Source organism: Luteipulveratus mongoliensis, assembly GCF_001190945.1.
Taxonomy (GTDB): Bacteria; Actinomycetota; Actinomycetes; order Actinomycetales; family Dermatophilaceae; genus Luteipulveratus; species Luteipulveratus mongoliensis.
Genome location: NZ_CP011112.1, coordinates 3,375,390 through 3,394,075, shown reverse-complemented (window position 1 = coordinate 3,394,075; position 18,686 = coordinate 3,375,390). Strand labels below are relative to the sequence as shown.

Here is an 18,686-nt window from a genome sequence, read left to right as displayed (position 1 = left end):
CACTCGGGTCTGCGCGCGGTGAGACCCTGGCGGCATGGCACACGTAGTCGTCGTCGGCGGGGGAGTCACCGGCCTCTCCGCGGCGTGGCACCTGCTCACGCACAGCGACCACGACATCGTCGTCCTGGAGTCGGCGGCGCAGGTCGGCGGAAAGCTGCAGACGGCTGAGATCGCCGGCCAGCGCATCGATGTCGGAGCGGAGTCCATGCTGGCTCGGCGGCCCGAAGCGCTCGACCTGCTGTCCGAGCTGGGGGCAGCACCCGTGCACCCGGCCCCGGTCGGTGCGCAGGTGTGGTCACGCGGCACGCTGCGGGACCTGCCGAAGGGCACGCTGATGGGAGTACCCGCCCATGCGTCCGATGCGCTCGGCGTCCTCGACGCGGTCGAGGTCGCCCGAGCCGATGCCGAGCAGCCGGTGCAGGTCGAGGGCGACCTGACCGTCGGTGACCTGGTCGAGCAGGCGCTCGGTCCGGCTGTGGTCGACCGCCTCGTCGAGCCTCTTCTCGGAGGCGTGTACGCCGGTCATGCGCGGCTGCTCTCAGCCGAGGCGTGCGTACCGGCGCTGTTCGAGGCCGTCAGGGCCGGGCGGTCCCTCGCCGCGACGGCCACTGCGGCGACAGCGGGGGCGGGGACCCGCGCCGGTGCACCCGTGTTCGCCGGTCTCGACGGCGGTGTCGGTCAGCTGCCGGTGCTGCTCGCGGATGCCATCACCCGACGTGGTGGGAGCATCCGGACCGGCGTCACGGTGCGGGAGATGCGCCGTACGCCGACCGGCGGCTGGCAGCTCGTCACCGGCCCTGTGCCCCATCCGGTTCTGGTCGAGGCGGACGCCGTCGTGCTGGCGACTCCCGCGCGCCCAACCTCCCGGCTGCTCGCGTCCACTGCTCCGGAGGCAGGGCGACTCCTCGCGGACCTCGACTACGCCTCGATGGCCATCGTGACCATGGCCTTCGCGCGGAGTGAGCTGCTTACTGTCCCAACGGGTTCGGGCTTCCTCGTGCCACCAGTGGACGGCCGGACCATCAAGGCGTCGACGTTCAGCAGCGCGAAGTGGCCGTGGCTTGCGGATGCCGCGCCGGGCCTGTTCGTCCTGCGGGTCTCGATGGGACGTCAGGGTGAGGAGGCCGTACTCCAGCGCGACGACGAGGACCTCGTCGCTGCTGGTCGGGCCGACCTTCGGTCCGCGATCGGTGCGCTGCCACAGCCGGTGGACACCCATGTCCAGCGCTGGGGCGGAGGACTGCCGCAGTACGCCGTCGGTCACGTCGACCGGATGGCGCAGGTGATGGCCTCGGTCGAGCGGGTGGGCGGGCTGGAGGTGGCCGGCGCGGCGTACAGCGGTGTCGGGATCCCCGCCTGCATCGCCTCCGGACGCGCAGCGGCCGGCCGGGTGCTCACCCGCCTGCGGGCCGTCGCGTGACCCCACGGACAATGGCTGCATGACCGAGGACACCAAGGCGCTCCGGCCGGGAGCCAAGAAGATCAACGAGATCAACGACAGCATCCGCTACACGATGTACTCGGTCTTCCGTGCGAGTCGTGAGCTGCCGGCGGAGCGTACGGATCTCGTCGCCCAGGCCACGGCGTTCCTCGACGGACTGCTCGACCAGGGCGTGGTCGTGCGCGGTGTGTACGACGTCGGCGGCCTGCGCGCCGATGCCGATCTGATGATCTGGTGGCACGCCGAGACGCTCGAGGCGCTGCAGGCGGCCTACCGCGCCTTCCTCGCGACCGATCTGGGCCGGCACCTCGACCCGTTCTGGTCCAACGTCGCGCTGCACCGGCCGGCCGAGTTCAACCGCTCGCACATCCCGGCGTTCCTCGCGGAGGAGGAGACGCGGCGCTACGTCTGCGTCTACCCGTTCGTCCGCTCCTACGACTGGTACCTCCTGCCCGATGAGGAGCGGCGCACGATGCTGAAGGACCACGGCGTCGCGGCGCGGGACTACCCCGATGTCCGCGCCAACACGGTCGCATCCTTCGCACTCGGTGACTACGAGTGGATCCTGGCCTTCGAGGCGGACGAGCTGCACCGGATCGTGGACCTGATGCGTGACCTACGCGCCACCGAGGCCCGGCGCCACGTGCGCGAGGAGATCCCGTTCTTCACCGGGCCGCGGGTGGAGCTGCCTGACCTGGTCGCCCGCCTGCGCTGAGCGCGGGACGCCGCTGAAGCGGTCGGGCCAGGACCGTCCGGTTGGTAGCATCCGCGATCATGACCGACGCGGACCACGGCCCCGATCCGGGCCTGGGCAACCTGCTGATGTCGCGGTCGTTCGTCGAGGCGCGGATCGTCGCTGACCAGGTCGCCGACGCTCCCGAGCTGCTCCGCGAGCTGCTGGACAAGGTCGACCACAAGCGTTTCGGGATCGGCCGCGCCCAGGACCTCCCCGACTATGCCGAGGTCGACATCGCTCGGTCGGTGCTGGTCGATCGGATCGACCACCTCGAGCAGGCAGAGACGCCCGACCTGCTGGCGGCCATGAGCCCGACCCTGAGCAGCCACCTGCGGCTGGTGCTCGCCGCGCTGGAGTACTTCGTGGTCGAGCAGGACGTCATCCCGGACCCGCGCAGCACCGGCCACCTGGACGACATGACGATCGTGCGCTGGGTCGTCCGGCTGGCCCGCGAGCAGCTGCTCCCGGACCACCCGGCGGACGCGCCGGCGCACGAGGCTTTCAGGCGGACGGCTCCTCGTCCTGCGCCAGACGAAGACTGACCGAGTTGATGCAGAAGCGCTGGTCGGTCGGCGTCGCGTAACCCTCGCCCTCGAACACGTGCCCGAGGTGCGAGCCGCAGGAGGCGCAGCGCACCTCGACCCGCTTCATCCCCATCGAGCGGTCTTCGATCAGCTCGACGTTGTCATCGGCCGACGGAGCGTAGAACGACGGCCACCCACAGTGGCTGTGGAACTTCGTGTCGCTGCGGAACAGCTCTTCACCGCACGCCCGACAGCTGTAGACGCCCTTCGTCTCGGTGTCGGTGTACTCGCCGGTGAACGGCCGCTCCGTCCCCGCCTCGCGCAGCACGTGGAACTCCTCGGCCGACAGCCGCTCGCGCCACTCCTGGTCGCTCTTGCTCACGGGGTACGCCGTCTGGTCGGTCATGCGGGCCTCCTCAAGGTCACTTCACCATGCACAACAGCCCTGGTCGGGGAGACGTTCCCCCGACCAGGGGGTGAGTTCCTTCTCGCGCCGCTCCTCAGCCGGCCGGGCTCGCAGGCTCACCCGGTCCGGCATCGTCGCCACGCGGTTCCGAACGATGAACGGGCTAGTGCAGCCCGACCAGGTTGAGGCGGACGACCTGCGGGTCGTGGTCGGAGTCCTGGTCGTGGAACTCGGAGTTGGTGTGCACGATGTCGTACGCGTAACCCTTGCCCAGGCGCTCGATCGGCCAGGGGAGCGTCGCCAGCGACTTGCTGATCAGGATGTGGTCGAGGATCTGGCTGTTGCCATCGAAGACGTAGCTGTAGCGCTCCTTCGGCTCGACCGTGCGGGGCAGGTCGGTCAGCGCGTTCGAGCCGGAGCCGACGAGGAGGTCAGCCGTCTTGCTGAACTCGAAGTCGTTGATGTCGCCGAGCACCACGACGTTGGCCTTGGCGTCCGCCCTGAGCAGCTTGTCGACGAAGCCGCGCACCGCTGTCGCCTGACCGTGGCGCTGCGCCTCGGAGAAGCGTGTCGGCTGCTGCCAGCGACCGAACAGCGGGTCGTCACCGCCCTTGGAGGCGAAGTGGTTGGCGACCACGAACACCGAGGAGCCGCGCCAGCTGAACTCGCCGACGAGTGGCTTGCGCGAGTCCTTCCAGGCTGCGTTGCCAGGATCGATACGCCCGGGAGACTGGGTGAGGGCCGTACGTCGACCGGTTCCGGTTACGTCGGTTGCAGTCGTCGCGCTACCGCCGGGACGGTCGACGAACTTCAGGCCGCGGTCGGCGCGGTAGATGAAGACCTGGCGGATGTTGCCGCCCGGCTGGCCACCGTCGGTGCCATCGGTCGGGTTGATCCACCGGGCCTGGTAGGTGCCACCGCCCGCGGCCTTGACCGCGGCCAGCAGCTTGTTGACCGTGGTCGTCGAGTCCACGACGCCGTCGTTGGCCGCGCCGCTGTTGTCCTGGATCTCCTCGAGCGCCAGGATGTCCGGGCGCTGGAGGTTGTGGGTGATCTGGCCCGCGAGGCGCTCGTACTTGGTCGCCGGGTCGCTGGGCGCGAGGTTCTCGACGTTGAAGGTCGCGACGGCCAGCTGAGTGATGCCCGCGCGCTTGGTCGTCTCGCGCTGCAGGTTCTTGCTGGCGAGCGTCGGCTGGCTGGTCAGCAGGACGTGGAAGTTGCCGAAGCTGTAGTCCATGACGCCGACTGTGTCGCCGGTGAGGGTGTCGCCGACGTTGGCCAGCGGCATCGCGCCCTTGGGCAGCAGCGGGTCATCGAGGATCAGCCGCTGCGCGTTGGGCTGGTCGTAGCCGCCATAGACCACACCGCCCGTACGGCTGCGCTGGGCCGTGACCTTCTGGCCGGGCACGACGGGGAGCTCGCCGAAGGAGGCGTTGGTGGGACCGACTGCGGTGGCGTCGCGCAGACCGACCCGCATGCCCTCGAGCGACTCGTCGAAGTCGATCGCGTTCTTGGTCGGGTCGAAGGTGACCCCGGGCTTGTCGACCGATCCCGGGTCGTCGCTGCGCACGACCTGCTGGGGAGCGACCCGGTCGACGCCGAGGACGACCGGTGCGGGCAGCGGGTTGTTGCTCGACCCCACGGTGGTGGTCGGAGCGGTGATCTCGGTCGTCGTCAGGTTGTCGTTGCCGTCCGCGCCGCCGCCCCGGAACTCCGAGACGGTGCCCGCGACCGTGACCTCGTCGCCGACGCCGACCGTGGGCGCGGTCCGCGTGAAGACGAACACGCCTTCGCTCGTGGCCGGGTCGTCGTCCGGAGTCGTGGACTGGATCCAGAACCCGGAGGAGCTCACGGCGGTGACGACGCCCTTGACGTCCTTGACCTTCTGGCCGTTGAACGGCGAGGTGTGGGACGCGCCCTGGACCTGAGCGATGGTCGCGGTCGTACCGGAGGGCGGGGGCTCCGTCGTACCCGAGCAGTCCACGACGGCGGTGGTGGCGTTCTGCGGCGCCGGCGCGCCCAGCGTGAAGTCGGCCGCGTTGTTGTCGGTGTCGACGCACGGGTTGGTGCGTGCATCCGAGGTGGTGTTACTGGTGCCGGGCGCGGCGGCGCCCTCGGACACCGAGGCGGCTCCGTAGCCGAGGAGGTCGACGACCTCACCGGCCGGGTTGACGATCGCGACGCGACCAGAAGCGGCCGACATCGCGATAGTGCCGGTGGCGTCCACGGTCGGCAGGGCAGGGGCCGCGGTGTTGGCGCCGTCGGCCTCCTTGACGAGGTAGCGCCCGCCGGGCGCGACCGTGCCGGAGAGCTCGGTCTTCTGGGGAGTCGTGCCGGCCGCGGACCAGTACTGCACGGTCCATCCCGTCAGGTCGACCGGCGTCTCGCCGCGGTTGAACAGCTCCACGAAGTCGGCGACGAACGGGGCGCCGGAGTTGCCGCCACCGCCGTACGCCTCAGCGATGACCAGGCTGCTGGAGGCGGCGTGCGCGGACGGTGCCAAGGACAGTGCGGTGGCGACCGCGAGCGACGACACCGTCACAGCGGAGGCCAGCCGGCGGCGAGGTGCGACAGGCATGGGTGACCTTTCGGGCGAGGTGCGCTCGGATGGAACGCGACGGGACGGGGCGACTGTAGGCCTGGTCTGACGGTGTTGTGGCCCGAATGACTGACGGTTTCCCGATGTTCACGCGCCCGCGACATCTGCTCCGCGGCGCAGTGCGTGTCGCCCCGGATCACTACAGTCCGTGGACATGAGCCCAGCGAAGGCGCAGGTCCTCGAGATCCCCGGACCGGACGGCGTACGACAGGTGCGGATCTCCAGCCCCGACCGGGTGCTGTGGCCCGATGACGGGATCACCAAGCTGGAGCTGGCGCAATACGTCGCGTCCGTGGCAGATCCGTTCCTCGCGGCCAACGGTGACCGGCCGGTCGCGCTGCAGAGGTTCCCCACGGGGATCGACGGTGAGGAGTTCTTCTCCAAGAACCCGCCTCGCGGCGTACCGGACTACACGCGTACGACCATGTGCACCTATCCGTCTGGCCGCCAGCACCCGCAGCTGGTGATCGACGAGATCGCCTCGGCCGTGTGGATGGTCCAGATGAACACCATCACCTTCCACCCGTGGCCGATGCGCAGCGACGACAACGACAACCCCGACGAGCTGCGCATCGACCTGGACCCGCAGCCCGGGCGCGCGTTCGCGGACGTGGTTGAGGCGGCGTACGGCCTCAAGGACGTCATGGAGTCGCTGTCACTCACGCCGTGGGTCAAGACGAGTGGCAACCGCGGTGTCCACGTCTACGCCCGCATCAAGCGGACCCACGAGATCCTCGACGTGCGACACGGCGTCATCGGTATCGCTCGCGAGCTCGAGCGGCAGCTGCCCGACCTGGTCACCACAGCGTGGTGGAAGGAGGAGCGCGGCGAGAAGATCTTCGTCGACTTCAACCAGGCCTGCCGTGACCGGACGATCGCGGCGGCGTACTCCGCCCGCCCGCTGCCCGGCGCGCCGGTGTCGATGCCGGTGCCGTGGTCAGCGCTGCGTGAGGTGAAGGTCAGCGACTTCACGGTCCGTACGGCGCCTGGTCACCTGGAGTCAGAAGGTGACGCGTGGGCGTCGATGGGGGAGTCCGTCGGAGACGTCGCGACCGCAATTGCCTTGTGGGACAAGGACGTTGAGGAGCGCGGGCTCGGTGAGATGCCGTTCCCGCCCGACTATCCCAAGATGCCCGGCGAGCCCCGACGCGTGCAGCCGAGCAAGAAGCGCAACGACCTGCCTGATCCCGCCGACCGCTGACGCCCGCGATGGACGACCTCACGATCCGGCCCATGTCACCCGACCGATGGGACGACCTCGTCGCGTTGTTCGGCACGCGCGGTGACCCCGCCTGGTGCTGGTGCCAGTTCTTCGTCACGACCGGCCAGGGTTACTCCACGGACCGGGCATCCAACCAGGAGTCGCTGCGTGCGCAGGTGGCGGCTTCGGAGCGACCGCTCGGCCTGCTCGCCTACGGCGGTGGTGTGCCCATCGGTTGGCTGGCCGTCGGCCCGCTGACGTCGTACGACCGCCTCACCTCGAGCCGGTCGCTGGCGGCCGTCCGGGGAGACTCCGACGACGAGAACGTCTGGCGCACGACGTGTTTCGTCGTCAAGGTCGGCCATCGACGCAGGGGAGTGGCGACCGCCCTGCTGCGCGCGGCGGTCGATCTCGCGCGCTCGCACGGTGCGTCGGCGATCGAGGGCCATCCGATCGATGTCGAGGCCCGCACCGGCAAGGTCGGCGGCAGCGAGCTCTTCCACGGGGCGCTGTCGACCTTCGTCGCAGCAGGATTCGAGGAGATCGGTCGCACCGGACCGACTCGCCCCGTCGTACGCCTGCCCCTGGATCGCTGAGCCGGCTGCGGCGAGGTCAGTCCGCGCCGAGGACCGCGTCCAGGTCGTAAGAGGGGGCTCGCTCGACCTGCTCCAGCAGGCACGACCCGGGCTCACGGTCCGGGCGCCAGCGCAGGAAGCCCACCGTGTGCCTGAAGCGAGAGCCCTCCAGCTGGTCGAACTTCACCTCGACGACCTTCTCGGGGCGCAGCCGGACGAACGAGACGTCCTTGCTCCCGCTGAAGCGTGACCGGTCGGTCTCGCCCGTCAGCGCGCCGCCGTCATCATCACGCACCACGAGCTCGGCCAGCTCGTCGATCAGCTCGATCCGACGAGCCATGGTGAACGCGGAGATGCCGCCGACGTTGCGCAGGTTGCCGTCCGCGTCGTACATCCCGAGCAGCAACGAGCCGACGCCCTCGCCGCTCTTGTGGATGCGGTAGCCCAGCAGGACTCCCTCGGCCGTGCGCGAGTGCTTGATCTTGAGCATGGTCCGCTTGCCGGGCTCGTAGGTGCCCTCGAGCGGCTTGGCGACCACGCCGTCCAGTCCGGCGCCTTCGAAACGGGTGAACCAGTCCTCCGCCTTGGCCGGGTCGTCGGTCACCCGCGTGACGTGGAAGGGGGCGTCGGCCGCTAGTCGTGACAGCGCCTTGACGAGACGCTCACGACGCGTGGCGAACGGCTGGTCGAGCAGCGACTCGTCACCGAACGCGAGCGCGTCGAAGAAGATCACCTCGGCCGGTGTCTCACCCGCGAGCTTCTCGACGCGCGACGCCGCGGGGTGGATGCGTTGACCGAGCGCCTCCCAGTCGAGACGCTGCGCGCCAGGCGAGCCGGAGCGTACGACGATCTCGCCGTCCAGCGCACAGCGCTCGGGCAGGTGCTCCTTGGCCGCCGCCACGACCTCCGGGAAGTAGCGGGTCAGCGGCTTGGAGCCGCGCGAGGCCAGCTCGACCTCGTCGCCGTCCCGTAGGAGCAGGACCCGGAACCCGTCCCACTTGGGTTCGTAGGACAACCCGCCCTCGACCGAGTCCGCGGCGGGTACCCCTTTCACGGCCTTGGCGAGCATCGGTGTGATCGGAAGGTCGAAGGGGAGCTCCATGGATCCATTGTGGCGGGCTGACCGACAAGCCGCCTTGGCACCGCTCGGCCTGGGCTAGTGTGCGGCGATGCCGCTGGGGGATATCGACACGATCGCTCACGAGACCGGTTTCTCCGGCGTGGTGTCGGTCGACCGGGCCGGTCAGATCGAGCTCGCGAACGCCTACGGTCTGGCCAACCGCGCGTACGGCGTCCCCAACACCCTGGACACCAGGTTCGGCATCGCCAGCGGGAGCAAGGGATTCACGGCCCTGACCGTTCTCTCACTGGTGGAGCAGGGTGCGCTGGCGCTGAGTACCACCGCCCGATCCCTGCTCGGAGCGGATCTGCCGCTGATCGCGGACGACGTGACCGTCGAACATCTGCTCACGCACACCTCCGGCATCGGTGACTACCTGGACGAAGAGGCCGACGGCGAGATCACCGACTACGTCGTCGGCGCGGCTCATGAGCTGACCACCACAGAAGCCTTCCTGCCCCTGCTGGACGGGCACGCGACGAAGTTCCGGGCCGGTGAACGGTTCGCCTACTGCAACGGCGGCTTCGTGGTCCTCGCTCTGCTGGCGGAGCGGGCCGGCGGCGTCGGCTACCACGACCTGGTGCGAGAACGAGTTCTGCGCCCTGCGGGCATGGCCCGGACCGACTTCCTTCGCTCCGACGAGCTGCCCGCTGACGTCGCGGTGGGCTATCTCCCACTGGACGGGGTGGACCGCTCCAACGTCTTTCACCTGCCGGTGCTGGCCAATGGCGATGGCGGCATCCACACCACGGCTGCCGACCTCTCCGCCTTCTGGCGCGCGTTCTTCGCCGGCGACATCGTGGACTCGGTCGAGGAGGTCGTACGGCCGCGTTGTGACGTACCCGAGGACAGCCGGCGCTACGGGCTCGGCTTCTGGCTGCACGAGAGCACCGACACGGTGATGCTGGTCGGGTCGGACGCCGGCGCGTCCTTCACGTCCACCCACGACCCGCGCACCGGCACCACCCGCACCGTGCTCTCCAACACCTCGCTGGGCGCCTGGCCCATCGCCCGCGCGCTTGCGACCTGAGCGGACCACACGGTACGAGGTTCAACCGTTCACAGCCTTGGCGAACCGGTGTGATCAGAAGGTCGAGGGGTCCTTCCGTACATCCGTAGTAGGGGCCTGACAGGATGGTTGGGTGGCGCACTCGAGGGGATTGGCCAAGGCCATGGGGCTGTCAGCCGCCGTGCTCGGCGGTCTGGCAGCTGCCGCTGGCCTGGCCGGCCTCGGGACCGCTGCCTACTTCGCCCGCCGGGTCGTCACGCCTGAGCGGGACCAGCCGGACGACACCGAGGTCCGGACGGTCACAGGCTCCACGGTGACCGTCGACGCCGACGACCAGACCGCTTCTCCCGGCCGCTATGGGCTCTGGATCGGGGGCGGCAAGGGGCATGCTCGGATCGGCGAGATCATCACTCGAGACGAGTCAGCAGGCACCGTGACGCGGGAGCTGCTCGGGGTTGACACCGGTGAGCTCACGCCGGGCGGGGCGCGGTGGAGCGGCTACTTCTACGCCGGCACACCCTCGGAGGCGCTCGGCCTGCCGTGCCAGGAGGTCGCGATCCACGGCGACGTCGGGGACATGCCGGCCTGGCTCGTCCCCGGTCACGGTGAGCACGCCGACCGTTGGGCTGTGCTGGTGCACGGCCGGGCGTCCCTGCGGGATGAGTGCCTGCGTGCACTCCCGACCTTGCACGAGCTGGGTCTGAGCTCGCTCGTGGTCGGTTACCGCAACGATGTCGACGCGCCCGCGAGCCCGGACCATCGCTACAACCTCGGCCTGTCGGAGTGGCAGGACGTCGAGGCCGGCATCCTCTACGCGCTGGAGCGCGGCGCGACCGAGGTCATCCTGTTCGGTTGGTCGATGGGTGGGGCGATCGTCCTGCAGACCCTCAACCGGTCCTGGTTGTCGGACCGGGTCAGCAAGGTCGTGCTCAACGCCCCGGTGATCGACTGGGGAGACGTGATCAAGCACCAGGCCGAGGTCAATCACCTGCCCGAGCCGGTCGGCGTACTCGGTCGAGAGCTGTTGTCCGGCAGGGCTTCTCGGGCTGTGGTCGGTCTGGCTCAGCCCATCGACATCGCGGAGACCAACTGGGTGGCCAGGGCCGATGAGCTGACCCATCCGATCCTGCTGATCCACTCCGAGGACGATGAGTTCGTGCCGTTCGGGCCCTCCCAGGCGCTGGCGGACGCCCGCCCGGACCTGGTGGCGCTCGAACGCTGGAAGGTCGCTCGACACTGCCGCGAGTGGAACGTCGACTCCGTGCGCTGGGAGAGCGTCGTCCGCGACTTCTGTGCGTGAGCGCGGGCCGACGGCTGCGTAGGTTCGGTGGCCTAGTCTGACCGCATGGAACCGGTCTACAAGCCCGTCATCGGCTTCGCCAGGACGCTGTTCGCAGCCCAGGGGCTCAAGTTCACCATCAGCGGCGGTGAGCACGTCCCGCGCTCCGGCGGTGCCGTGGTGGCCATGAACCACCTGTCCTACTTCGACTACGCGTACGCCGGTCTGCCGGCGCTCGAGTCGCGTCGCCTCGTGCGGTGGATGGCCAAGAAGGAGATCTTCGACCACCGGGTCATGGGTCCGCTGATGCGCGGGATGAAGCACATCCCGGTGGACCGCAGGTCCGGTGTCGCGGCGTACGACGAGGCGGTCAGCGCGCTGCGCGCCGGCGAGATCGTGGGCGTCTTCCCGGAGACGACGATCTCGCGCTCGCTCGAGCTGCGTGACTTCAAGACCGGCGCGGTGCGGATGGCGATGGAGGCCGGTGTCCCGGTGCTACCGACGATCGCGTGGGGCAACCACCGCGTGTGGACCAAGGACCACCCCAAGCAGCTCGGCCGGTCCAAGACACCCATCACCATCACGGTCGGCGCACCGCTGACGTTCGAGGCGGGTGGCAACGCCGTCGAAGCGACCGCCGAGCTCAAGACGGTGATGGAGAAGATGCTGCACGAGGCGCAGGAGAGCTATCCGACCCTGACCGGCGACGACCTCAAGTACGTGCCGGCGCGGCTCGGAGGGACGGCACCGACGCCTGAGGCCGCCAAGGTGCTGGACCACGAGGAGAACGCCCGCCGGAAGGCGAAGCGGGCCTCGAAGTAGGGCCGGTCCCACCGGTCCTGCACAGCCCCCTCGCCACCGTCGTCATCGTCCACAGCCCGTCACGGCCGATGGTGCTGCTGTCGTCGGCTGCCCATACGGTCGAGACATGACCCAGACCTCAGGCACAGCTGACCTGATCGCGACCGCAGACCGGGTGCTGTCCGCCCTTGCGGGCCCCGGATCGCACCTGCGGGACGACCAAGAGACGGCCGTTCGAGCGCTGGCCGAGCCCGGGTCGCGGGTCCTCGTCGTGCAGGCGACCGGGTGGGGCAAGTCAGCGGTCTACTGGGTGGCCACGGCGTGGAGCCGTGAACGTGGCGGCGGTCCGACCTTGGTGGTGTCACCGCTGCTGTCCCTGATGCGTGACCAGGTCGTCGCCGCGGGCCGGGCCGGGCTCCGCGCAGCGACGCTCAACAGCTCCAACATCTCCGACTGGTCGGCCATCGAGGACGCCCTGCGCGATGACGACCTCGATGTCCTGCTCGTCTCGCCCGAGCGGCTGGCCAACCCAGGCTTTGGCCGACGGGTGCTGGAGTCGCTGGCCGGGCGTCTTGGCCTGCTGGTGGTGGACGAGGCACACGCGGTCTCCGACTGGGGTCACGACTTCCGTCCGGACTACCGGCGCGTTGCCGATGTCCTGCAACGGCTCAACCCGCAGACGCCGGTGCTGGCCACCACGGCGACCGCCAACGCCCGTGTCACCGAGGACCTGTCGCGCCAGCTCGGCGAGTCGACCACCGTGCTGCGCGGACCGCTCGCGCGCTCCAGCCTGCAGCTGACGGTGCTGCCCCGGATGGACCCGCTCGCGCGCTTCGCGTGGGTCGTGGAGCACCTACCTCGGCTGCCCGGGTCGGGGATCGTCTACACACTGACCGTGGCCGATGCCGAGCGCCTCGCGGAGGCCATCAGAGCGCGGCACGGGGACGCGCCGGGGCTGGCCGTGGCCGCGTACACCGGCCAGCTCGACGCCGCCGAGCGCGAGCGTCTCGAGGACGCCCTGCGTGCCAACGAGGTCAAGGCGCTGATCGCCACCTCGGCGCTCGGCATGGGTTACGACAAGCCGGACCTCGGCTTCGTGGTCCATGTCGGCGCGCCGCCCTCGCCGGTGTCGTACTACCAGCAGGTCGGTCGAGCGGGTCGTGCGATCGACCATGCGGCGGTCGTGCTGCTGCCGTCTGCCGGCGACGACGGCGTCTGGGAGTACTTCGCAACGGCGACCATCCCGCGGCAGGACCACATCGAGAAGCTCCTGACGACGTTGGGCCAGCACGAGGAGCCGGTGTCGGTGCCGGCGCTCGAGGCGGAGACGGGCCTGCGGCGCACCCGGGTGGAGCTGATGCTCAAGCAGCTCGCCGTCGACGGTGCCGTCGAGCGCACGCATGAGGGCTGGATCGCCACCGGCACCCCCTGGACGTACGACCAGGAGCACTACGACGGCGTCCTCGCCGTTCGACGGCGCGAGGCCGACATCATGCGGCGCTACGTCGACGGTGGGTCCTGTCTGATGCAGCTGCTCCAGGAGTCACTCGACGATCCGGACGCTGCGCCCTGCGGCCGGTGCTCCGTCTGCCTCGGCCGGCTGCCCGAGCCGCTTCAGGCGCAGGCTAGTGACGAGGTCATCGCCGGCGTCCGAGGTGTGCTGCGCGGACAGACGCATCTCCTCGAGCCACGCAAGATGTGGCCGGGTGGGGCGTTCGGAGCCCGCGGACGTATCCCCGCTCATCTCGCTACCGATCCCGGCCGGGTCATCGTGCACGCCGATGCTCCCGAGTGGCGTGACGTCACCCGTGGCGTCCTGGCTCAGGACGCCGAGCCGCCACAGGACCTGCTCGACGCTGCGGTCCGGGTGCTGGCCGGGTGGAAGGACGACTGGTCCCAGCGGCCCGACGTGGCCGTCTCGCTGCCCGCTGCCGGCCTGACCGACGTCACCGCAGGTGTTGCCCAGCACCTCGCCGAGGTCGGCCGGCTGAGCTATGCCGCGTGGCCGCCCATCCAGTCAGTGGATGCGGACCTGCCGTCACCGGATGAGGCGGCGGCCTGGCGCGCGGTGCTCGATGCCAGCAGCCTCGCGGACGAGGTGTCCGGGCGCTGCGTGCTGCTCGTGGTGGACGCGTCATCCTCAGGATGGGTCGTCACGGTCGCCGGCGCGGCCCTGCGCGAGGCGGGCGCTGCCCGAGTGCTGCCGTTGCTTGTCCACCGGCGCATCTGATCCGTCGTGACCGCCGCGCAGATCTGGCGTTGAACCGCAGCCTTGTCTGCGATCCGATGCCGTACCTGCGCGACGGTGGCGGTTGTTCGGGTGCCGGCACCTACGCTGCGTCGCGCAGCGGTGCGCCGACGTGGTGCAGGTGCCGCAGCGCCTGGGCGTACGACGACACCAGGGATGCCTCGGCGTAGTCCACCCCGACCTCGCGGCAGTAGTCCTTCACGATCGGCCGAGCCTGTCGGAGTGCGGGTGTGGCCATGCTCGGGAACAGGTGGTGCTCGATCTGGTGGTTCAGCCCACCGAGCGCGACATCGACGACGCGACCACCGGTGACGTTGCGTGAGGTCAGCACCTGACGGCGCAGGAAGTCCGGTCGGTCGTTGCCGGTCAGGGTCGGCATGCCCTTGTGGTTGGGCGCGAAGATCGCCCCGAGGTACCCGCCCCAGAGAGCCTTGTGCACGACGGCGAACGCGAGTGCCTTGGCGGGGGAGAGGACGAGCAGAAGCGCGCTGATGTAGACGGCTGCGTGGCCCACGAGCAGGACAGCTTCGATCCGGCGCTGCTTCAGACCGGGCCGGGCGACGGCGCGGACAGCCGAGGCGTGCAGGTTCAGACCTTCGAACGTGAGCAGCGGGAGAAACAAGTATCCCTGGAGCGGAGCGAGCCGGCGCGCGATGCCGCGGCTGCTGCGGGCCTGCCGTTGGGACCAGACGATGATGTCCGGCGCCACGTCCGGGTCGAGCTCTTCATGGTTGGGGTTGGCGTGGTGCCGGGTGTGCTTGTCCATCCACCACCCGTAGCTCATACCGAGCAGCAGGTTGCCGACGACGAGCCCGCACGCCTGACTCGGACGGCGAGTCCGGAAGATCTGCCGGTGCGCCAGGTCGTGCGCGATGAGCGCGAGCTGGCCGGAGAGCGCGGCGAGGACGACGGCGACGACGAGCTGCCACCACGAGTTGCCCAGCATCACGAAGGCTGCCACGGTCGCTGCGGTCACACCCCCGAGCGCGGTCGCCCGCAGCAGGTAGTAGCGGGGCTGCCGCTCAAGCAGTCCTGCTGCCTTGATCCGACGGGACAGCTCGGCGAAGTCAGAACCTCGTGACGTCGGGGTGCGGACGGGCGGGACGGTGACAGCTTCGGTGGACATGCTGCGAACATACGGACGTTGCGCCGGAAGCGTCGTCACTCACAGGAGTGAACGCCAGGGGTACGTCTGGGTGACGAACGCGCCGCACCCCCACCTGGCGTACGACGTCGATAGCGTGCAGACATGCGCGCACTCACGGTCATTCCGCAGCAGAAGGACTCGCTGGACGTCGTCGACATGCCGGAGCCGGACGCCAAGGACGGCGACGTTCTCGTGCAGGGCCTGGCCCTCGGCGTCTGCGGCACGGACCACGAGATCTCCGAGGGGCTGTATGGCTGGGCGCCCCAGGGTTCGGAGCGCCTGATCCTCGGCCACGAGTCGCTGGGCAAGATCATCGAGGCACCCGACGGCAGCGGCTTCGCCAAGGACGACCTGATCGTGGGCGTGGTCCGGATGCCCGACCCGAAGCCCTGCGGTGCGTGCGCGCACGGCGAGTGGGACATGTGCCGCAACGGCGAATACACCGAGCACGGCATCAAGCAGATCCACGGCTTCGGCAGCGAGCAGTGGCGCGTCAAGCCGGAGATGGCGATCAAGCTGGACGCGTCCCTGGCGGAGGTCGGCATGCTGATGGAGCCGACCACAGTGGTCGCCAAGGCCTGGGAGCAGGTGGACCGGATCGGTGACCGTGGTTGGTTCGAGCCGAAGTCTGTGCTCGTCACGGGCGCGGGGCCAATTGGGTTGCTGGGGGCCATGATCGGCGCGCAGCGGGGTCTCGAGGTGCACGTCCTGGACCGGGCCAAGGACGGCCTCAAGCCCGAGCTGGTCAAGGACCTGGGCGGGACGTATCACACGGACTCGGCCGACGCGGTGATGAAGAAGGTCAAGCCGGACGTGGTCATCGAGGGCACCGGCGCGGTCCCCGTGATTCAAGGTGTGCTGGCCGAGAACGTCCCCTACGGGATCATCGTGCTGACCGGCATCTCCAACCCCGGCGAGCAGACCAAGCTCGACCTCGGGGCCATCAACCGGGACATCGTGCTCGACAACGGCGCGGTGGTGGGCTCGGTCAACGCCAACATGCGCCACTACGAGGCGGGTGCGAAGGCTTTGAAGGACGCCGATCAGTCCTGGCTGCAGCGACTCATCACCCGACGTGTCGCTCTGGAGGACTTCGCCTCGGCGTTCGATCGCCAGGACGACGACGTCAAGGTCGTGCTGACCCTCAGCTGACCCGCGTCGGGGTTGTCGGTGCCAGGCCCCACAATGTGAGGCGTGCGTGCCCAGGCGAGCATCCTCCATCTGGATCTGGATGCGTTCTTCGCCGCGGTCGAGCAGCGAGACAAGCCCTCGCTGCGTGGCAAACCGGTCATCGTCGGCGGGATCGGCACCCGAGGTGTCGTCTCGACCGCGTCCTATGAGGCCCGTGCCTATGGCGCGCGATCAGCCATGCCGACCTCTGAGGCACGCCGCCGCTGCCCGCCCGGGACGGCGTACCTCTCACCTCGTTTCGAGGCCTATCGCGCTTCCTCGCACGTGGTCATGGACCTGCTGCACGCGCTGTCGCCGGTCGTGGAGCAGGTCTCCGTCGACGAGGCGTACGTCGACCTCGCCGCGCCGGGGCATCACGACTTGAGCGTGGACGGCGTACGCCACCTGGTCGCCGATCTGATCGATGAGATCGCTTCTGCCACAGGTGGATTGACGGCTTCAGCAGGTGTCGCTTCGTCCAAGATGCTCGCCAAGATCGGCTCCGAGCTGGAGAAGCCGCACGGCCTGGTCGTGATCGAGGCCGGTCGTGAGCTGGAGGTCCTCGAGCCGCTGTCGGTCCGGGTGCTCGGGGGCGTCGGGCCGGCGACGGCTGAGCGACTCAAGAGCTTCGGTGTCGCGACAGTCGCTGACCTGCAACGGATGTCGCTGCCTGACTTGGTCAGCCTCTTCGGAGACTCACACGGTCACGGGCTGCACCGGCTCGCGCGCGCCCAGGACGATCGTGACGTCGTGGTCGAGCGTGAGACCAAGAGCATCTCGGCCGAGGAGACTTTCGATGTCGATGTGCCCGACCGCTCACGCCTGGACGCCGAGCTGTCGGGCATGGCCACGCGCGTCGTGGGCCGGCTCGGGCAGAACGCGCTGTTCGCCCGCACGGTGACCATCAAGATCCGCCACCACGACTTCTCGACCCACACCCGCTCGGCGACTCTGGCCCATGCCACCGGGGAGCACGCGGTGGTGCTCGACACCGCCCGGCGGCTGCTTGCTGACGTCGATGTGTCCGACGGACTACGCCTGCTCGGCGTAGGGGTCTCCGGCTTCACGGCGCACGCGCAGACCCAGCTTGCGTTCGACGACGAGGCGGGCATGGCCGTGACGGGGGAGGTCCTGGTGGCGGAGGAGCCGACGCAGTCCTCCGTCGCGGACCTGACCGATGCACCGACCGTCGTCGCGACGGCGGAGTGGCCCACCGCGGCGACCACGTGGCGTACCGGCCAGGACGTCCGACACGACGTCCACGGCGCGGGCTGGGTGTGGGGTGCGGGGATCGGCCGGGTCAGCGTGCGGTTCGAAGGACCACGAACCCAGCCGGGCGCGGTTCGCACCTTCACCGCCGATGACGCCGAGCTGCATGCCACCGACCCGCCGGACTGGCGCGCGCCCGAGGCCGACTGAGGGCGCGTGCAGTCAGCGGGTCAGCACGATCTTGCCGGCCGTCTGACCCGCCAGCATCGTCTCGAACCCGTCACGCGCTTGCTCCAACGGCACCTCGGTGCCGACCCGAGGACGTACGCCGGCCGTCTCGCACAGCCGGAGCAGGTCTTCGAGCTCGGCGCGGGTGCCCATCGTCGAGCCGACCACGCGCATCTGCTGGAAGAAGATCCGGGTCAGCTCGGCCGAATCGGGCTCGCCGGACGTCGCCCCACAGGTGACCACGATGCCGCCCGGCTTGAGCGACTTGATCGAGTGCGACCAGGTGGCCTTGCCCACCGAGTCGAAGACGCCGTCGACGCGCTCGGGCAGGCGAGCACCGCTCTCGAACACCTGGTGGGCGCCGAGATCCGTTGCAAGAGAACGCTTTTCCTCGGTGCTACCAGTGACCCAGACGCGCAGTCCGGCAGCGCGACCCAGCGCGGTCAACGCCGTCGACACGCCACCGGACGCGCCCTGGACGAGCATCGTCTGGCCCGGTCGCAGCCCGGACTTGGTGAAGAGCATGCGGTACGCCGTCAGCCAGGCGGTCCCGAGCGTGGCCGCCTCGCTGTGACTCAGGCCCGCAGGCTTGGGCAGCACATTGCGCTCCGGCACGACGACACGTTCGGCGAAGGTGCCCTGGTGGTGCTCGGTGAGCAGCGTGCGGCGCGGGTCGAGAGTCTCGTCACCGCTCCAGCCGGGCGAGCTGATCACGGGGTAGACCACGACCTCGGTGCCGTCCTCGAGGGTGCCGGAGGCGTCCATCCCGAGCGTCATGGGGAACTGCTCCGGCTTGATGCCGACGCCGCGCAGCGTCCACAGGTCGTGCATGTTGAGGCTGGCGGCCGAGACCGTCACTGCCACATGGCCTGCCGGTACCTCCGGCTCCGGTCGCTCACCGACGACGAGCGCGTCGAGGGGGGCGTCGGGGGAGGGGCGGTCGGCGTACACAGCAAGCATGGGGCCTCATCTCGTCGGAGCGTGGTAGCTGGC

At 69.6% G+C, this 18,686-nt stretch carries 16 protein-coding genes; 11 read left to right on the top strand and 5 right to left on the bottom strand.

Annotated elements, in window-relative coordinates:
* Positions 1 to 34: 34 nt before the first annotated feature.
* Genes hemG through VV02_RS16130 form a run of 3 tightly spaced genes read left to right on the top strand, consistent with a single transcriptional unit; the run spans position 35 to position 2,719 of the window.
* Positions 35 to 1,420, top strand: coding sequence for a protoporphyrinogen oxidase (hemG, locus tag VV02_RS16140; protein ID WP_052593098.1), 1,386 nt, complete (start codon positions 35 to 37; stop codon positions 1,418 to 1,420).
* A 19-nt stretch (positions 1,421 to 1,439) separates the two neighbouring features.
* Positions 1,440 to 2,156, top strand: a complete 717-nt coding sequence (gene hemQ / locus VV02_RS16135; RefSeq protein ID WP_052593096.1) for a hydrogen peroxide-dependent heme synthase — start codon at positions 1,440 to 1,442, stop codon at positions 2,154 to 2,156.
* A 59-nt stretch (positions 2,157 to 2,215) separates the two neighbouring features.
* Entirely contained in the window at positions 2,216 to 2,719 is a 504-nt protein-coding gene (locus VV02_RS16130) for a hypothetical protein (RefSeq protein ID WP_052593094.1), read from the top strand.
* Here VV02_RS16130 and msrB read toward each other — a convergent pair.
* Both msrB and VV02_RS16120 read right to left on the bottom strand, forming a co-directional pair.
* Positions 2,679 to 3,107: a peptide-methionine (R)-S-oxide reductase MsrB gene (gene msrB, locus VV02_RS16125; RefSeq protein WP_052593092.1), complete on the bottom strand. Its 429-nt coding sequence runs from the start codon at positions 3,105 to 3,107 to the stop codon at positions 2,679 to 2,681. The two genes, VV02_RS16130 and msrB, sit on opposite strands and share 41 nt — an antisense overlap.
* Before the next feature lie 163 nt (positions 3,108 to 3,270).
* Complete coding sequence (locus tag VV02_RS16120; RefSeq protein WP_052593090.1) at positions 3,271 to 5,685, bottom strand: lamin tail domain-containing protein; 2,415 nt, start codon at positions 5,683 to 5,685, stop codon at positions 3,271 to 3,273.
* Positions 5,686 to 5,860: 175 nt separating this feature from the next.
* Between VV02_RS16120 and ligD the strand changes: the two genes are divergently transcribed.
* Together ligD and VV02_RS16110 are read left to right on the top strand one after the other, a co-directional pair.
* Positions 5,861 to 6,907, top strand: a complete 1,047-nt coding sequence (gene ligD, locus VV02_RS16115) for a non-homologous end-joining DNA ligase (RefSeq protein WP_052593087.1) — start codon at positions 5,861 to 5,863, stop codon at positions 6,905 to 6,907.
* 32 nt (positions 6,908 to 6,939) lie between these two features.
* On the top strand, positions 6,940 to 7,503 hold the full coding sequence (locus tag VV02_RS16110) for a GNAT family N-acetyltransferase (protein WP_169787702.1): 564 nt from the start codon (positions 6,940 to 6,942) through the stop codon (positions 7,501 to 7,503).
* 16 nt (positions 7,504 to 7,519) lie between these two features.
* On the opposite strand, the gene VV02_RS16105 is transcribed toward VV02_RS16110, so the two are convergent.
* Entirely contained in the window at positions 7,520 to 8,584 is a 1,065-nt protein-coding gene (locus tag VV02_RS16105) for an ATP-dependent DNA ligase (protein ID WP_052593084.1), read from the bottom strand.
* A gap of 67 nt (positions 8,585 to 8,651) precedes the next feature.
* Between VV02_RS16105 and VV02_RS16100 the strand changes: the two genes are divergently transcribed.
* From VV02_RS16100 to VV02_RS16085, 4 genes are all read left to right on the top strand, one after another.
* Positions 8,652 to 9,632, top strand: coding sequence for a serine hydrolase domain-containing protein (locus VV02_RS16100; RefSeq protein WP_052593082.1), 981 nt, complete (start codon positions 8,652 to 8,654; stop codon positions 9,630 to 9,632).
* Between the two features lie 112 nt (positions 9,633 to 9,744).
* Complete coding sequence (locus VV02_RS16095) at positions 9,745 to 10,911, top strand: alpha/beta hydrolase family protein (protein WP_245633104.1); 1,167 nt, start codon at positions 9,745 to 9,747, stop codon at positions 10,909 to 10,911.
* Between the two features lie 45 nt (positions 10,912 to 10,956).
* The gene (locus VV02_RS16090) at positions 10,957 to 11,712 is read left to right on the top strand and encodes a lysophospholipid acyltransferase family protein (protein WP_052593078.1); all 756 of its coding nucleotides are present in this window, start codon (positions 10,957 to 10,959) and stop codon (positions 11,710 to 11,712) included.
* A gap of 106 nt (positions 11,713 to 11,818) precedes the next feature.
* Complete coding sequence (locus VV02_RS16085; RefSeq protein ID WP_052593076.1) at positions 11,819 to 13,921, top strand: RecQ family ATP-dependent DNA helicase; 2,103 nt, start codon at positions 11,819 to 11,821, stop codon at positions 13,919 to 13,921.
* A 100-nt stretch (positions 13,922 to 14,021) separates the two neighbouring features.
* Here VV02_RS16085 and VV02_RS16080 read toward each other — a convergent pair whose 3' ends face one another.
* A complete protein-coding gene (locus tag VV02_RS16080; protein WP_052593074.1) occupies positions 14,022 to 15,065 on the bottom strand; it encodes a fatty acid desaturase family protein in 1,044 nt (347 codons plus the stop codon).
* A 123-nt stretch (positions 15,066 to 15,188) separates the two neighbouring features.
* Here VV02_RS16080 and VV02_RS16075 point away from each other — a divergent pair, with 123 nt between their 5' ends.
* Positions 15,189 to 16,238, top strand: a complete 1,050-nt coding sequence (locus VV02_RS16075; protein WP_052593073.1) for a glucose 1-dehydrogenase — start codon at positions 15,189 to 15,191, stop codon at positions 16,236 to 16,238.
* A gap of 42 nt (positions 16,239 to 16,280) precedes the next feature.
* Positions 16,281 to 17,675 carry a DNA polymerase IV gene (locus tag VV02_RS16070; protein WP_052593071.1) on the top strand — a complete coding sequence of 465 codons (1,395 nt, stop codon included), beginning with the start codon at positions 16,281 to 16,283 and terminating at the stop codon, positions 17,673 to 17,675.
* Positions 17,676 to 17,687: 12 nt separating this feature from the next.
* On the opposite strand, the gene VV02_RS16065 is transcribed toward VV02_RS16070, so the two are convergent.
* On the bottom strand, positions 17,688 to 18,653 hold the full coding sequence (locus VV02_RS16065; protein ID WP_052593069.1) for a zinc-binding dehydrogenase: 966 nt from the start codon (positions 18,651 to 18,653) through the stop codon (positions 17,688 to 17,690).
* Positions 18,654 to 18,686: the final 33 nt, after the last annotated feature.

Excerpts from the sequence above, each read along its gene's own strand:
- hemG (WP_052593098.1), top strand. The coding sequence starts at position 35 with ATGGCACACGTAGTCGTCGTCGGCGGGGGAGTCACCGGCCTCTCCGCG.
- hemQ (WP_052593096.1), top strand. The coding sequence starts at position 1,440 with ATGACCGAGGACACCAAGGCGCTCCGGCCGGGAGCCAAGAAGATCAAC.
- VV02_RS16130 (WP_052593094.1), top strand. The coding sequence starts at position 2,216 with ATGACCGACGCGGACCACGGCCCCGATCCGGGCCTGGGCAACCTGCTG.
- msrB (WP_052593092.1), bottom strand. The coding sequence starts at position 3,107 with ATGACCGACCAGACGGCGTACCCCGTGAGCAAGAGCGACCAGGAGTGG.
- VV02_RS16120 (WP_052593090.1), bottom strand. The coding sequence starts at position 5,685 with ATGCCTGTCGCACCTCGCCGCCGGCTGGCCTCCGCTGTGACGGTGTCG.
- ligD (WP_052593087.1), top strand. The coding sequence starts at position 5,861 with ATGAGCCCAGCGAAGGCGCAGGTCCTCGAGATCCCCGGACCGGACGGC.
- VV02_RS16110 (WP_169787702.1), top strand. The coding sequence starts at position 6,940 with ATGTCACCCGACCGATGGGACGACCTCGTCGCGTTGTTCGGCACGCGC.
- VV02_RS16105 (WP_052593084.1), bottom strand. The coding sequence starts at position 8,584 with ATGGAGCTCCCCTTCGACCTTCCGATCACACCGATGCTCGCCAAGGCC.
- VV02_RS16100 (WP_052593082.1), top strand. The coding sequence starts at position 8,652 with ATGCCGCTGGGGGATATCGACACGATCGCTCACGAGACCGGTTTCTCC.
- VV02_RS16090 (WP_052593078.1), top strand. The coding sequence starts at position 10,957 with ATGGAACCGGTCTACAAGCCCGTCATCGGCTTCGCCAGGACGCTGTTC.
- VV02_RS16085 (WP_052593076.1), top strand. The coding sequence starts at position 11,819 with ATGACCCAGACCTCAGGCACAGCTGACCTGATCGCGACCGCAGACCGG.
- VV02_RS16080 (WP_052593074.1), bottom strand. The coding sequence starts at position 15,065 with ATGTCCACCGAAGCTGTCACCGTCCCGCCCGTCCGCACCCCGACGTCA.
- VV02_RS16075 (WP_052593073.1), top strand. The coding sequence starts at position 15,189 with ATGCGCGCACTCACGGTCATTCCGCAGCAGAAGGACTCGCTGGACGTC.
- VV02_RS16065 (WP_052593069.1), bottom strand. The coding sequence starts at position 18,653 with ATGCTTGCTGTGTACGCCGACCGCCCCTCCCCCGACGCCCCCCTCGAC.